Source organism: Bacillus cereus group sp. MYBKT14-1, assembly GCF_051915185.1.
Taxonomy (GTDB): Bacteria; Bacillota; Bacilli; order Bacillales; family Bacillaceae_G; genus Bacillus_A; species Bacillus_A cereus.
This window is the reverse complement of record NZ_JBQAEF010000005.1, coordinates 259,008-272,504: the sequence shown is the minus strand read 5'-3', so window position 1 is coordinate 272,504 and position 13,497 is coordinate 259,008. Positions and strand designations below refer to the sequence as shown.

Sequence of the window (13,497 nt, the reverse complement as noted above, 5' to 3'; positions counted from 1 at the left end):
AGGGGAAATGGAGAAATACAATCATCTTATCTATAGTATTGACGGAACATAGAGTTTTAATCAAAGCCCGATTGGTGAGGGATTTGATTAAAACTCCCACTGATTAAAGTTTCACTTTATTATATTTACAATTTAAATAGTAGAACGTGTTTATCGTAGTTCTCCAAACACCAATTATATTTTTTTAGAATAATTGGATGGACTGCTTCTGTCGTAGTATCGACTTCAGTATATCCATATTTCTTATAAAAGTTTTCTAATTCCTCAAAAGGAAGACAATATACATTTTGTATTTGTGATTTTTTCGCAGTTTCTACTAAAAATGAAACAAGCTCACCAGCTAATTGAAGCCCTCTAAATTGAGGCAGAATAAAAATCCCGCCCATTTCTAAAGTATCTTCATCTATTTGGACTAATCGGCCAACACCTGCATACTCGTTGTTATATGTAATAATTGCAACTTTATCTCTCTTTAAATCACTTCGTACAAATCCTATTGAGTCATATTGACTATTAATCCATTTTAAATCGTTAGATGTGGCCAATTGAATACTCATATATATCCTCCTTCGGAATACTAGCGCTCTCTTCATTATATAGAACATAAGATACTATATCAAAGGAACCTTGAGGTAGCCCATTTGTTTAAGTTATTAGTTAAAAGTGTGGGGTTGCTGGCATTGAAATGATGGCTTCACCAAACATAGGATAATAATCTTGTGAATTTAGTGTTACATAGTCAAAATAAAAATTAATTCATGCGTTCGGTAACGCGCGATGGTTTAAGTGTAGAGAAGATCATAGGGGTATTTTAATTAGTAGCTACTGTATTCATTGAATTTATTAAGGAAATGTCGTAATCCCTAGCCTTAGTGATACAAATCAGGGTTTAGTAAAAAAACTCTTCCTGAAAAAGAGGGGGATTAAAGATAGGAGCACTTCGAAAAGTGCCCTTCAGTAAACGACTACTTATTCTAAAAAGAAAGGATGCAATATATTATATGAAGTTTAGTGTATTTAAGTATGGGTCTTTTATATAAATGTGAAATAAAAGAGGGGTGTCTTCTTATTAGAAGGCAGCCTTTTGTTATTAGAAAAAAGAATTAGAAGTAAAATAGAAAATCAAGTTACTTGTCCAAACAAATTTTTAAAAAATACATAAAATGCTAGTAGTTAGCCAATATTTTCATATTGCTAATTTTTTAGTCTAAAAGGGGTGATTTTATGTGTGAATGTGAAGTTTGTAGAAGAAAGAAAAATCGGGATCCATTAAACCGGGAGTTTGAGCCGAAAAAACGAGTTCCTGAGCCAAAAAAAGAGGATTGCGAGCCAAAAAAAGAAGATTACGAATCATTAAATGATTATTCGTTTAGTAAAAATGCAAATTTTTTAGAGGAAGCTATACAAACAGATGAAATCGATCAAATTTCTGAGGAATATATTGAAATAGTTGATTCAGCAGATGTACAAGTTACTACTACAGATACAAAAGCTGCGCTATCTATCCAAGCGGCATTACAAGCAGCTATCGTAGTTGTAGTAAGTATTTCTATAGCAGATAGTGAAAAGGCAGATAAAATAACACAAGAATTATTTCAAAAATCAGCTATTAAACAAATTAATAGACAAAAAACATTTATTAAAAATTCTAGAAACGTAACCGTAACAACTACTGATACAGATATTGCAGTGAATATTCAAATTCTCCTTCAAATTTTATTAGCGCTACTAGTTAAACTAAACATTTTATAAAGTTTAGCTATAAGGGTTCACTCTAAGTAAATATTTTTTGTTGTAATATGTGGTACAAGCTTGGACTTCTCATTATGACCGAATTAATATTCAAGATTTATGGGAAATTAAGTGTGGAAAACTACACAATAACAAAGATGAACTTATTATTTAACAGTGAATAAAACTTAAATATGTGAAGTAAAGGAGGGCTGTCTTCGTATTAGAAGACAGCTTTTTGATTTTATTAGTAAAAAAAGTAAAAATAGAAGATTAAGTTACTTGTCCAAGCAATTTTTATTTAAATACATATAATGCTGGTAGTTATTTGAAATTTTTATAGAAAACTGATAGGAGTGAACATTGTAAATGGATGATTTAAATAAATTTTCTTCCTTTAAGTTTGATAAGGATCAAAAGAATATAATTATAGACCTTTTACTCTCAGATATTTTTAATAGGCATGGGATAAATGAAGAAAAATTAAAAAATTTATCACCAGAAAAAAAGCAGCAAATTAAAAGTATTGTTTCTGAAATACAATCACAAGTTAATAATTATTTAGATTGAAGGGGGGTGAACATATGGACAAAACATGTCATTCAGATGAAAATAAAAAGTGGAGTGCATTAGATTCCTCAAATCCTCATCCATCTTTTAAAAATGCTAGCGTTTCAGAAGCAGCTGCGCAAGAAAGTAAAACGTATCAAATTTCTGAAGAATCTATTACAATTGTAGATTCCGCAGATGTAGAAGTTACTACTACAGATACAAAAGCTGCTTTATCTATTCAAGCAGCATTACAAGCAGCTATCGTGGTTATAATAAGTATTTCTATAGCAGATAGTGAAAAAGCTGACCGTGTAGCACAAGAACTGTTTCAAAAATCATCTATTAAACAAATTAATAAACAAGAAACTGTTATTAGAAATTCTAGAAATGTTACAGTTACGACTACGGATACAGACATAGCAGTAAATGTTCAAATTCTTCTCCAAATTTTATTAGCTTTACTAGTAAAATTAAATATTTTATAAAATGTTTAACTTGTTTTTATCTAGTGATTCTTACAGGTGAATATTCACTGTTTTAATTATAGTACAGGCTATAAATATTTATCATAACTGGACTAATATTCAACATCACCAAAGTATGAATGTAAACAAACAATTTGATGGAAAATAAAGTTTGGTTATTTTATGAAAATGTAAAAGCCATTTCCTTTATTGGATTTGGCTTTTAAATTTTAAACAGTATGAATTTGAAAAGATTATATTAAGATAAAGAATTAAAATATAATGATACAAAATACTTATAAAATTATTCGTGTTTTAGAAAAATAATAAGAAAAAGGTGTTTAAAATAGGATCATTTTCATTAATAGTTCAAGTTTTGAAGAATAGTGCATACAATATAAAGTGTTTTCCTTTCTTCATTTAAGTTTTACGTATATAATTTAAAAGTACTATTTTTATTTTATTATTTTATATTTATAACAGAATAGAGGTTTAAAAATGGGTGTTAAAATCATTACGGATAGTGCGGCGGATTTACCAGTAGAATTGCTGCAAGCATATGATATTGATTTAATTCCACTCCGTGTATATGATGAAGCAGAAACAGAGTATTTAGATGGAGTAACATTAGAGTCAGTTACATTATTGCAAAAAATGAGAGAAGGCGCTGTTTATAGAACATCATTGCCTTCACTTGAAACGTTCCAAGAAAAATTTGTTTCTTATGCAAAAGAAGGTAATCCTTGTATATATTTAGCTTTTTCATCTGAACTGTCTGGTACATATCAATCATCAGTTGTCATTAAAGAGGAAGTAAAAGAAACATATGCTAACTTAGATTTAGAAATTATTGATACGAAATGTGCTTCGCTTGGTCAAGGTCTTGTCGTTTTAGAAGCTGCTAAAATGGCAAAAGACGGCGCATCAAAAGAAGATATTTTAAAGCGTGTTGATTTTCTAATAAGCCATATGGAACATATCTTCACTGTAGCTGACTTACAGTACTTAGTGAGAGGTGGACGTTTAAGCAAAGTCGCAGGATTTATCGGTGGTTTACTAAACATTAAACCGATCTTAAACGTGGAAGAAGGAAAACTTGTACCACTTGAAAAGGTACGAGGGAAAAAGAAAGTATTAAGCCGTATTGTTGATATTATGGAAGAACGTGGTAAAGACCTTAAAGGTCAAACAATCGGTATGACTCACGGTGACGATTTAGAAACAGCGGAAGCATTAAAATCATTAATTACGGAAAGATTTGGCTGTGAAGTATTTATCGTAAATACAATTGGTGCAGCAATCGGTGCACATACAGGACCTGGCGTTATAACGTTATTTTTCTTAAATGAAGTAGAGTAAAGGATTGATCTTTTGATCAATCCTTTTTTATTTTTTAATCTGTGATAATCGGTCGATATGGTATTGATGAAGATAAAATCTTTGAAGTTTTCCTATATCAAATGCAATCTTGTAGAGGGAGTATTTTTTATATGTGTAATGATACTTAATGGTAGAAGAAAAGAGTATAAATAAGAATATATTTATAGGAATTTAAATATTTGGAGATATCAAAATTTTGCCATTTCATATATAATTGTGTGGGGAGAAATATCTGTAACTATTTGTAAAAATAGGAGGCGGCTATAAAAATGCAAGAAAGTGCTAGATGGGATTTAAATCGTTTGTATTTGAATGAGGATATTCTATTTCCGATTTTGGAGTTGAAAGAGCAATATTTTGTAACAAAAGATGTAGAGATTCTTTCAAAGCTTATACAAGCTATTGAAAAAGCAGAATACTATTTGTACTGTCGATCGGTTGAAGAAAGTGTTCCATCTGACCTTACTAAATTGACCGTGAAAGTGAAGGAACTAAAAAGTGAATTACAGCAAGTAATAAAACATAATGAAGTGGAAACTTCAGATAATACTAAGTTAATAAAAGATGAACTTAATGCGTGGGAAAATATGTACATACAATTACGGGATAGGATAGAAATAGAGCACAATAATAAACTATTATCCTTTGGACAAGCAAATACTATTGCAATGAATAGTGATAATGAAAAGGAAAGATTAGAAGTATTCGAGTCATTAACATGTGCTTTACATAAGGAAAAAGAAATCTTTGCTACTGTATTAAATCAAGTAGGGAGATTGCGTAATGCAAAGAGTAATGAAATAGAAGATAGAGAGATTTTAACACAATCTTTTCATGCGAATGGCATTTCAGAAACTGTATTATTCCAAATGTGGAATGCGACAGAAGAAAACCTTGATAAATTAGTAAGTGCTTTAAACGTGTATAAGAAAGGGAAAGCTTCAATTACATGGCATGCACTTATGACGGTAAAGGAAAGTAATGAGGTCATGATTCCTTTTTCAGTAGCAATACAAAACGTTTATGATGCATGTAAGAATATTGATGAAGAATTAGCAGAATTTGCACGTAATGCGATAGAAAGTGGTTGGGTAGATGCTGAACCGAGAGAGAATAAACCACCAGGTGGGTTTTGTGCTCCATTTTTCAGTGAGAAAGAATCGAGAATCTCCATGCGTTATGATGGGAGTATAGATAGTGTAAGAGTGCTCGCTCATGAATTAGGACATGCTTGGCATTTTTATAATATGAGTTTTGAACAATCTACATCTTTTTTAGATGATTATTTGCCGATGAGTACGGCTGAATCAGCATCTATTTTCTTTGAAACGGTACTCTTAAATTATCTAATTGAAACAACGGATAGTAAAGATATGAAAAAGTCATTACTTAGCTGGAAAATAAGAAATAGTTTTAATTATGTAATGGCAATACGAGCATCGTATCAGTTTGAAAAAACATTTTATGAAAAATGTAAAGAGGGTCCATTAAGTGCTGATGAAATTGAGAAATTATCTATAATGGTACAAAAAGAAGCTTATGGAAAAGCTTTAAGTGAATACCAGCCGTTTGTATGGATGAAATATATTCAATTTTATATAGCAGATGTTCCTTTTTACAATTATCCATACACATTTGGATATTTAGTAAGTTTTAGCTTATTAGAAATAGCTCAAGAAGGTAAAAGTACTTTTCATTCGAAATATAAAGAGTTCTTACGAGAAACAGGAAAGGCTCCAGTAGAGGAGCTTATGAAAAAACATTTTGAAATAGATATAAGAAATTATGAATTTTGGAATAAAGCTTTTATTCAAATTTCTAAAGACATTGATGAATATTTACAGCTTATGTAAGGGGAGAGTATAGTGGATCAGCAGTTTATAAAAGGTATACCTTTTTCAACTTTAGAATATGCAAAAGCTATAAGTTTATTAAAAGGTTGGCTACATGAACAACAAGAGAAACCAAGGTTTGTAGTAACTGCAAATCCTGAAATTGTTATGTCTGCAAAGGAAAATACGGAAAAATCAAAGCAGTTTAAAAAGATGTTACTATCTGCGGATTTAATAACAGCGGATGGGATTGGTGTCATAATTGGCTCGAAAATATTAAAAGGAACTTTGAAAGAACGTGTTACTGGGGCGGATTTAACTCACGATTTAATAAAATATTGTAACGACAATGAATATCGTGTCTTTCTTTTTGGAGCTGCGCCAGAAAGTAATAAAAAGGCATTAGAAAAATTAAATGAGCAGTTCCCAGGAGCACAATTTAAAGGACAGCATGGCTTTGTAAATGGTGAAGAAATAGAAGAAATAAAAATGAAAATTAAGCAATTCAAGCCGCATTTATTACTTGTAGGACTAGGTTCACCAAAACAAGAAGAGTTCATTTATGAAAACATACAAACATTAAACGTTCCGCTATCTATTGGTATCGGAGGAATGATTGATATAATATCTGGTACTGTAAAAAGAGCACCGAAAATAATGAGGGATACTGGAACTGAATGGCTGTATAGGTTACTCTCACAGCCGAAAAGATTAAAGAGACAACTTGTACTTCCGAAATTTTTATTGTCGGTTATGTCAGAGAGGATTAAAGGGATTAATTAATAAAGGGGACTACATACATGAACAGAATCGGCATTATCGGAGCAATGCAAATTGAAATAGATTTACTTTTAGAAAAGCTAGTAATACAAGAAGAACAGACAATAGCGGGAATGCCATTTTATATTGGAGAATTCATGGGAACAGAAGTAATTATTGCACGTTCTGGTGTAGGGAAAGTAAATGCAGCTGCATGTGCGCAAACATTAATTCATAAATTTAATGTAGACTCTATCATCAATACGGGCGTTGCTGGTGGATTACATCCAGATGTAAAAGTTGGTGATGTAGTTATTTCAACGAATGTTACTCATCATGATGTAAGTAAAAATCAAATGAAAAAATTATTCCCGTTTCAAGAGGAGTTTATTGCAAGTAAGGAATTGATAGAGTTAGCACGTAAAGCATGTAACAGTAATAGTTCAAATATTCAAGCTCACGAAGGAAGAATTGTAAGTGGTGAATGTTTTGTTGAAGATTCAAAGTTAAAGGCAAAATTAATAGACGAATACGCACCTCATTGTACAGAAATGGAAGGTGCAGCAATTGGACATGTTGCCTACATAAATGATATACCGTTTCTTGTTATACGATGTATTTCTGACAGTGCAGATGATGAAGCTCAAGTTTCTTATGATGATTTCGCGAAAACTGCTGCAAATTATTGCTCAGAAATTATTATTGAGATTCTTAAAAATATATCTGGTAAAACTATAGTCCAAAAGGAGAGATAAGAATGTTACAAGCATTAATTTTTGATATGGATGGAACATTATTTCAAACAGATAAAATTTTAGAATTATCGTTAGATGATACTTTTGATCACTTAAGATCACTTCAATTATGGGATACGGTAACACCGATTGAAAAATACCGTGAAATTATGGGTGTGCCGCTACCGAAAGTTTGGGAAGCTTTATTACCGGAACATTCTATTGAAATAAGAGAACAAACAGATGCATATTTTTTAGATAGACTAATTGAAAACATAAAAAGCGGAAAAGGCGCTTTATATCCAAATGTAAAAGAAATATTTATATATATAAAAGAAAATAATTGTTCAATTTACATTGCTAGTAATGGTTTGAAAGAATATTTACGAGCAATCGTAACGTATTATGCTTTAGACAAGTGGGTGACTGAAACGTTTAGTATTGAACAAATACAATCGCTAAATAAAGGTGACTTAGTTAAAAGGATTATGAACAAATATGATATAAAAGAGGCAGCGGTAGTCGGTGACCGGCTATCTGATATAAATGCAGCGAAAGATAACAGTTTACTTGCAATTGGATGCAATTTTGATTTTGCGCAAGAAGAGGAACTTGCTCAGGCTGATATAGTAATAGATGATTTAATAGATTTAAAGCGGATACTGCCTGCTGTACAGAGATAAATAAAGTGTGTGCATTTTTTTCGAGTCCTATATGTCTTATTTTATGGAGGGGAATATGCTTAAAAATAATTTTAAAATTAGTAATATTCCTGCGGTTTTGTGGGGAGATAAGAGTGAAAAAATTTTTATTGCAGTACATGGAAATATGTCAAATAAGGAAGATGCAGTTATTCAAATATTAGCTGAAGAAGCCGATCGAAAAGGTTATCAAGTATTAAGCTTTGATTTACCTGAGCATGGAGAAAGAAAGAATGATAACACTCCTTGTAAAGTACAGTTTTGTGTTAATGAATTATCTATAATTATGAACTACGCAAAAGAACATTGGAAAGAAATAAACGTGTTTGCATGTAGTATGGGAGCGTATTTTAGCCTTTTAGCTTTTCAAAATGATGTGATAGAAAAGGCATTATTTTTATCACCAGTAGTTAATATGGAACGAATTATCGAAAATATGATGAAATGGTTTAATGTAACACCGGAGCTTTTACAAAAAGAAATGACTATAGAGACACCTATTGGTCAAAAGTTATATTGGGATTATTTATGCTATGTAAAAGAGCATCCTATTAGTACATGGAATACAGATACATATATTATGTACGGAGCTAAGGATGAACTGTGCGAATTTGAAACTATTAACTATTTTACAAAAAAAAATCGTTGTGAATTAGAAGTTATGGAGACGGGTGAACATTACTTTCATACTGAAGAACAGTTAAAAATATTTGAACAGTGGTTACACAAACATATTGATTAACAAATTACAATTTATCTTGAACCTGTTAGAGAAGAATGGGGAATATATAAACTGATATTATATTTGAGAGACATTATAAATGTGTATGTATTCATTTAAGTAAACAGGTGCTTTAGTTCAATAAGAATTACACAACTTTAAAGAGCCTTACCACACACTAGATTGTAGCAAGGCTCTTATATTTTCATAATAAAATTAATTAACTGTATTATCGATTTACATATGAAGTGAAGTATATGCATACTATGAATTAAATAAAGTAACAACCATAAAAATGCTCAGAATAAATGATTCTCGAGCATTTTTATGTATTTTCGTACTTAGGGGGAATGGACTTGAAAGATATACATATTCAACAAATAGAAAATTTAATGGAATATGAATTCAGTCATCTCGTTCAAGACAGTGAAGAAGAAGGGTTTAATTTCCTTATAAGACTAATAAATGAATATAAAAACAAAGTAAATGTATTCAATAAAACTGGAGAATGTTTATATGGTATTTTCCAAGGGGATATGTTAATCGGAGTTGGAGGTTTAAATAAAGATCCGTACACAAAAGACAATAAGATTGGGCGGTTGAGGAGATTTTATATTTCCAAGGATTATCGGCGTATAGGGTTAGGGAATTTATTATTAAATCAACTATTATGTCATGCGGAAAAGTATTTTGAAGTGATTGTTTTACATGCTGACACGAAGCAAGGGGATGTGTTTTATACTTCAAATGGATTTGTAAAAGGGGGATTATATAAGGGATCGAGTCACTACAAACTATTATAGAGATTGCTATCCAAAGAATAGCTACGGAAAGGTATTTTCGTTGATAAATCGATATATTTTAAAAATCCCTGATATATATGAAGGTGCGACCCTTATATTAAAAACAACTTTTATAATTTCATTTACCAAATTGTTATTATAAAAAAGAGCACCTTAGCTTTTAAAATTTAGCTTATAAGGTGACTCCTTTTCATTCAATTACATTTTAACCTTCATTTGTTTCAATAATAATCCTGGTTTACCTTTTACATAATAAAAATGCGGATTATTTTCATCATCATAAAGCATAATATAAGGCTTTTCATTTAGTGGGAGCAGTATAAGTACTTCGTCTATTGTAGTGTGTAACCATTGATTAGTAATAGAAACCGGCTTAGATAAAGGGATTTTTATCATATAGCCATCTTTTGGAACGACATTTAAGTTTTTAAATGGACCAGTTATTGCTTTAGCGTATTGAACTGCTTCTTTTTGGATTACTGGATCTAAAGATTGCTTTTGAATGACCATTTCTTTTTGACAATCAAATACTTCAATTTGTTGATTTGTATTTGCGAACGCATTTGTTGATAATAGAAATAGAAGAAGAGAAATGACCCCGATTTTTTTTATCATAGTACAACACCTCACCATTACTATCCCCTCAAAAGCTTTAAATATTTTTCTGTCACATTCATGTAACAAAGATGTTGTATGATACAATTGGTTTTTGTTTAAAAGCAATGGAGGAAAAAATATGAAAGTTTTAATTGCAGATGACGAACAAGATATGTTAAGGATTTTAAAAGCTTATTTTGAAAAAGAAGGATTTGAAGTTTTTTTAGCAAAAGACGGGGAGGAAGCACTTCAAATATTTTATGATGAAAAAATTGATTTAGCTATTTTGGATTGGATGATGCCAAAACATAGTGGTATTACTGTCTGTCAGGAAATAAAAAAGAATTCAAGCGTAAAAGTATTAATGCTTACGGCGAAAAGTGAAAGTGAAGATGAATTAGCAGCGCTTCAAAGTGGGGCAGATGAGTACGTGAAAAAACCATTTCATCCAGGAGTACTAATTACGCGAGCGAAAAAACTTATTCAGCATGATGATATTATTCAAGTACAAGATGTAAAGATAAATTTCGCCAAAAATAAAGTATATAAAAATGATATAGAGTTAGAAATTACAAAAACAGAGCTCGAATTAATAAAATGCTTTTTAAATCATAAAGGAACGATTTTAACTCGTAAAAAATTGTTAGACATTGTATGGGGATTTGACTATTTTGGAGAAGAGAGAACGGTTGATACACATGTAAGAAGGCTGCGTAAAAAAATTGGAGAAAATATTATTAAGACGCATCGTGGGCTGGGTTATAGTTTGGAGGAACAAAGTGAATAAACTTGGGAAAAAGCTATTTCTCAGCATTTCTTTAACCGTTATTCTTATATTTACAATTTCTTTATTATTAATTAACTTTCTCCTGCCGAAATATAATATTTATAAAACACGTGAAAACTTAAATGAATTTACAACTCAAATACAAAATGCGCCAGTCAATGATTTAGAAGATGTTATTCATACAATTGAAAGTGAAAATAACGTTACAATTGCGTATACGCCAATTAATCAGTCAGAAGATGCTATGAACGACGAGTTACGCATGCAACTTACGAAAAAGAAAGTAACGTTAAATAAGCTCTGGATTACGAAAGACGAAGTTATGAAAGTGAAGACGGAAGGGCAATCGAATAAACTGTATGATCAAGGAAAGGTAAAAGCGAGTTTTTTTGCTAAATATATTGCGAAAGATGATACGATAATTTTAATTGGGACTTCCATTGCGAATTCAAATGAAATTATAAATACGTTAAATACATTTTACTTATATATCCTATGTTTCTCGCTCCTTCTTATTATTTTACTTGTGTGGATACTTTCAAAAATAATAACGACACCACTGAAAGAGTTAAGTGATGTGGCTCAGGATATTTCACATTTGCAGTTTAAAAGAACGAAAGTGAAAACGAATGATGAAATAGGAGAGTTGGCCAATAGTATTAATATCATGAGTGAAAAACTACATGAAGCACATCAAGACTTAACTGATCGTAATGAACATTTAAAACGATTTATGGGTGATGTAACGCATGAATTAAAGACACCGATCGCATTAGTAAAAGCATACTCTATGGGGATTAAAGATGGATTAGATGATGGGACTTATGTAGATACAATTATTAAACAAACAGATCAAATATCAAACTTAATTGAAGAACTATTACGATTTTCTAAACTAGAAAGAGATATTTTACAAAAAGAAGAATTCCCCATTGAACCACTGGTTCAGAGTATATTAGATAAGCATCAGATTGAACTGGATTCGAAAGAAATTAACTTGCAAGTAAATTGTAATGCAGGCAATACAATCGTTTATGCAGATTTAAATAAAATGAGAATGGTGTTTCAAAATTTAATTTCTAATGCGATAAAATATACAGCAAATCAAAACATAATAATTACATTAGAAGATAGAAATAAAAGTATATATTTCCAAATAAAAAACGGCATTCCTACGGATAAAATTAAGGATATCGAGAAAATTTGGGAGCCTTTTTATGTACTAGAATCTTCTCGTAGTAAAGAAAAATCAGGTACAGGATTAGGACTAGCGATAGTGAAAAGTATTTTAGAAAGGCATGGTTTTGAATATGGAGTTTCCTCTATAGATGGAGAAATTCAATTTTATATAAATGTGAAAAAGGACTAATGAAAATATTAGTCCTTTTTGCAGCTTTAGAGATTAGCGATATAGGATGAATCACCATAATTTTCGAAATTGATGCATTAAATAGAGAATTAGCAAATGTTCTACTTTCATTAAATTCACGTGAAGTTCACAGGAAAACGTTATATTTACATAGTTATATTTGAATTTAATGAAGTGAGGTATTCAGATTTGAAAAGAAAGAAATTAGTAATTGGTAGCATTTTAATGGGTATGACGTTATCTTTATCTGCATGTGGTTCATCAGATAATATTGTAACGACAAAATCAGGAAGCATTTCAGAAAGTGATTTTAACAAAAAATTAAAAGAAAACTACGGTAAACAGAATTTATCTGAAATGGTAGTAGAGAAAGTATTACATGATAAATATAAAGTTACGGATGAAGAGGTAACGAAACAACTAAAAGAATTAAAAGACAAGATGGGCGATAATTTTAATACATATATGGAATCCAATGGTGTGAAAAATGAAGATCAGTTGAAAGAGAAATTAAAGCTTACTTTTGCTTTTGAAAAAGCTATTAAAGCAACCGTAACGGAAAAAGATATTAAAGATCATTATAAGCCAAAGCTTCAAGTTAGCCATATTTTAGTAAAAGATGAAAAGACAGCAAAAGAAATTAAAGAAAAATTAAATAGTGGCGAAGATTTCGCGGTATTGGCTAAACAATATTCAGAGGATCCAGGTTCTAAAGAAAAAGGTGGGGAACTATCTGAATTTGGACCTGGTATGATGGTGAAAGAATTTGAGGATGCTGCGTATAAGTTAGAAGTTGGTCAATTGAGTGAACCTGTTAAATCTTCTTTCGGATATCATATTATTAAGCTAACGGATAAAAAAGAGCTTAAACCGTATGAGGAAGAGAAAGAGAATATTCGTAAAGAATTAGAACAGCAACGTATACAAGATCCTCAATTCCATCAACAAGTTACTAGAGAACTGCTTAAAAATGCAGATATAAAGGTATCTGATAAAGACTTGAAAGATACCTTTAAAGAGTTAGAAAAATAATAAATGGAATGTAAGGCAAGCGATAGAAATATCGG

15 protein-coding genes are annotated in these 13,497 nt (G+C 30.8%); 13 read left to right on the top strand and 2 right to left on the bottom strand.

The genetic code is table 11. The features are described 5' to 3' along the window. Positions 1-125: 125 nt before the first annotated feature. Entirely contained in the window at positions 126-557 is a 432-nt protein-coding gene (locus ACTFO4_RS15725) for a GNAT family N-acetyltransferase (RefSeq protein ID WP_000027166.1), read from the bottom strand. Positions 558-1,224: 667 nt separating this feature from the next. On the opposite strand from ACTFO4_RS15725, the gene ACTFO4_RS15720 reads away from it, so the two are divergent. The 10 genes from ACTFO4_RS15720 (at position 1,225) to ACTFO4_RS15675 (ending at position 9,677) form a co-directional block, all read left to right on the top strand. Continuing rightward, positions 1,225-1,752, top strand: coding sequence for a spore coat protein (locus ACTFO4_RS15720; RefSeq protein ID WP_017673240.1), 528 nt, complete (start codon positions 1,225-1,227; stop codon positions 1,750-1,752). Positions 1,753-2,100: 348 nt separating this feature from the next. Then, entirely contained in the window at positions 2,101-2,301 is a 201-nt protein-coding gene (locus ACTFO4_RS15715) for a spore coat protein W (RefSeq protein WP_000342253.1), read from the top strand. A 14-nt stretch (positions 2,302-2,315) separates the two neighbouring features. Beyond that, positions 2,316-2,768, top strand: a complete 453-nt coding sequence (locus tag ACTFO4_RS15710; RefSeq protein WP_000361676.1) for a spore coat protein — start codon at positions 2,316-2,318, stop codon at positions 2,766-2,768. Between the two features lie 477 nt (positions 2,769-3,245). Beyond that, the gene (locus ACTFO4_RS15705; RefSeq protein WP_440013908.1) at positions 3,246-4,106 is read left to right on the top strand and encodes a DegV family protein; all 861 of its coding nucleotides are present in this window, start codon (positions 3,246-3,248) and stop codon (positions 4,104-4,106) included. Between the two features lie 290 nt (positions 4,107-4,396). Next, complete coding sequence (locus ACTFO4_RS15700; protein ID WP_017673241.1) at positions 4,397-5,980, top strand: M3 family metallopeptidase; 1,584 nt, start codon at positions 4,397-4,399, stop codon at positions 5,978-5,980. Positions 5,981-5,992: 12 nt separating this feature from the next. Next, complete coding sequence (locus tag ACTFO4_RS15695; protein ID WP_017673242.1) at positions 5,993-6,742, top strand: WecB/TagA/CpsF family glycosyltransferase; 750 nt, start codon at positions 5,993-5,995, stop codon at positions 6,740-6,742. Between the two features lie 17 nt (positions 6,743-6,759). After that, positions 6,760-7,473, top strand: a complete 714-nt coding sequence (locus tag ACTFO4_RS15690) for a 5'-methylthioadenosine/adenosylhomocysteine nucleosidase (protein WP_001079719.1) — start codon at positions 6,760-6,762, stop codon at positions 7,471-7,473. 2 nt (positions 7,474-7,475) lie between these two features. Further along, complete coding sequence (locus tag ACTFO4_RS15685; RefSeq protein WP_017673243.1) at positions 7,476-8,135, top strand: HAD hydrolase-like protein; 660 nt, start codon at positions 7,476-7,478, stop codon at positions 8,133-8,135. 55 nt (positions 8,136-8,190) lie between these two features. Then, a complete protein-coding gene (locus ACTFO4_RS15680) occupies positions 8,191-8,895 on the top strand; it encodes an alpha/beta hydrolase (RefSeq protein ID WP_326265178.1) in 705 nt (234 codons plus the stop codon). 287 nt (positions 8,896-9,182) lie between these two features. Then, positions 9,183-9,677: a GNAT family N-acetyltransferase gene (locus ACTFO4_RS15675; protein ID WP_113304098.1), complete on the top strand. Its 495-nt coding sequence runs from the start codon at positions 9,183-9,185 to the stop codon at positions 9,675-9,677. A gap of 198 nt (positions 9,678-9,875) precedes the next feature. Here the strand turns inward: ACTFO4_RS15675 and ACTFO4_RS15670 are convergent, their stop codons facing one another. After that, positions 9,876-10,292, bottom strand: coding sequence for a hypothetical protein (locus ACTFO4_RS15670; RefSeq protein ID WP_440013905.1), 417 nt, complete (start codon positions 10,290-10,292; stop codon positions 9,876-9,878). A 121-nt stretch (positions 10,293-10,413) separates the two neighbouring features. Here ACTFO4_RS15670 and ACTFO4_RS15665 point away from each other — a divergent pair, with 121 nt between their 5' ends. From ACTFO4_RS15665 to ACTFO4_RS15655, 3 genes are all read left to right on the top strand, one after another. Further along, positions 10,414-11,061, top strand: a complete 648-nt coding sequence (locus ACTFO4_RS15665; protein WP_000865970.1) for a response regulator transcription factor — start codon at positions 10,414-10,416, stop codon at positions 11,059-11,061. Beyond that, positions 11,054-12,430, top strand: coding sequence for a sensor histidine kinase (locus ACTFO4_RS15660; RefSeq protein ID WP_440013903.1), 1,377 nt, complete (start codon positions 11,054-11,056; stop codon positions 12,428-12,430). The genes ACTFO4_RS15665 and ACTFO4_RS15660 overlap by 8 nt, the downstream gene beginning before the upstream one ends. Positions 12,431-12,619: 189 nt before the next feature. Then, positions 12,620-13,462, top strand: a complete 843-nt coding sequence (locus ACTFO4_RS15655; RefSeq protein ID WP_088338711.1) for a peptidylprolyl isomerase PrsA — start codon at positions 12,620-12,622, stop codon at positions 13,460-13,462. The last annotated feature ends 35 nt before the right edge of the window (positions 13,463-13,497 follow it).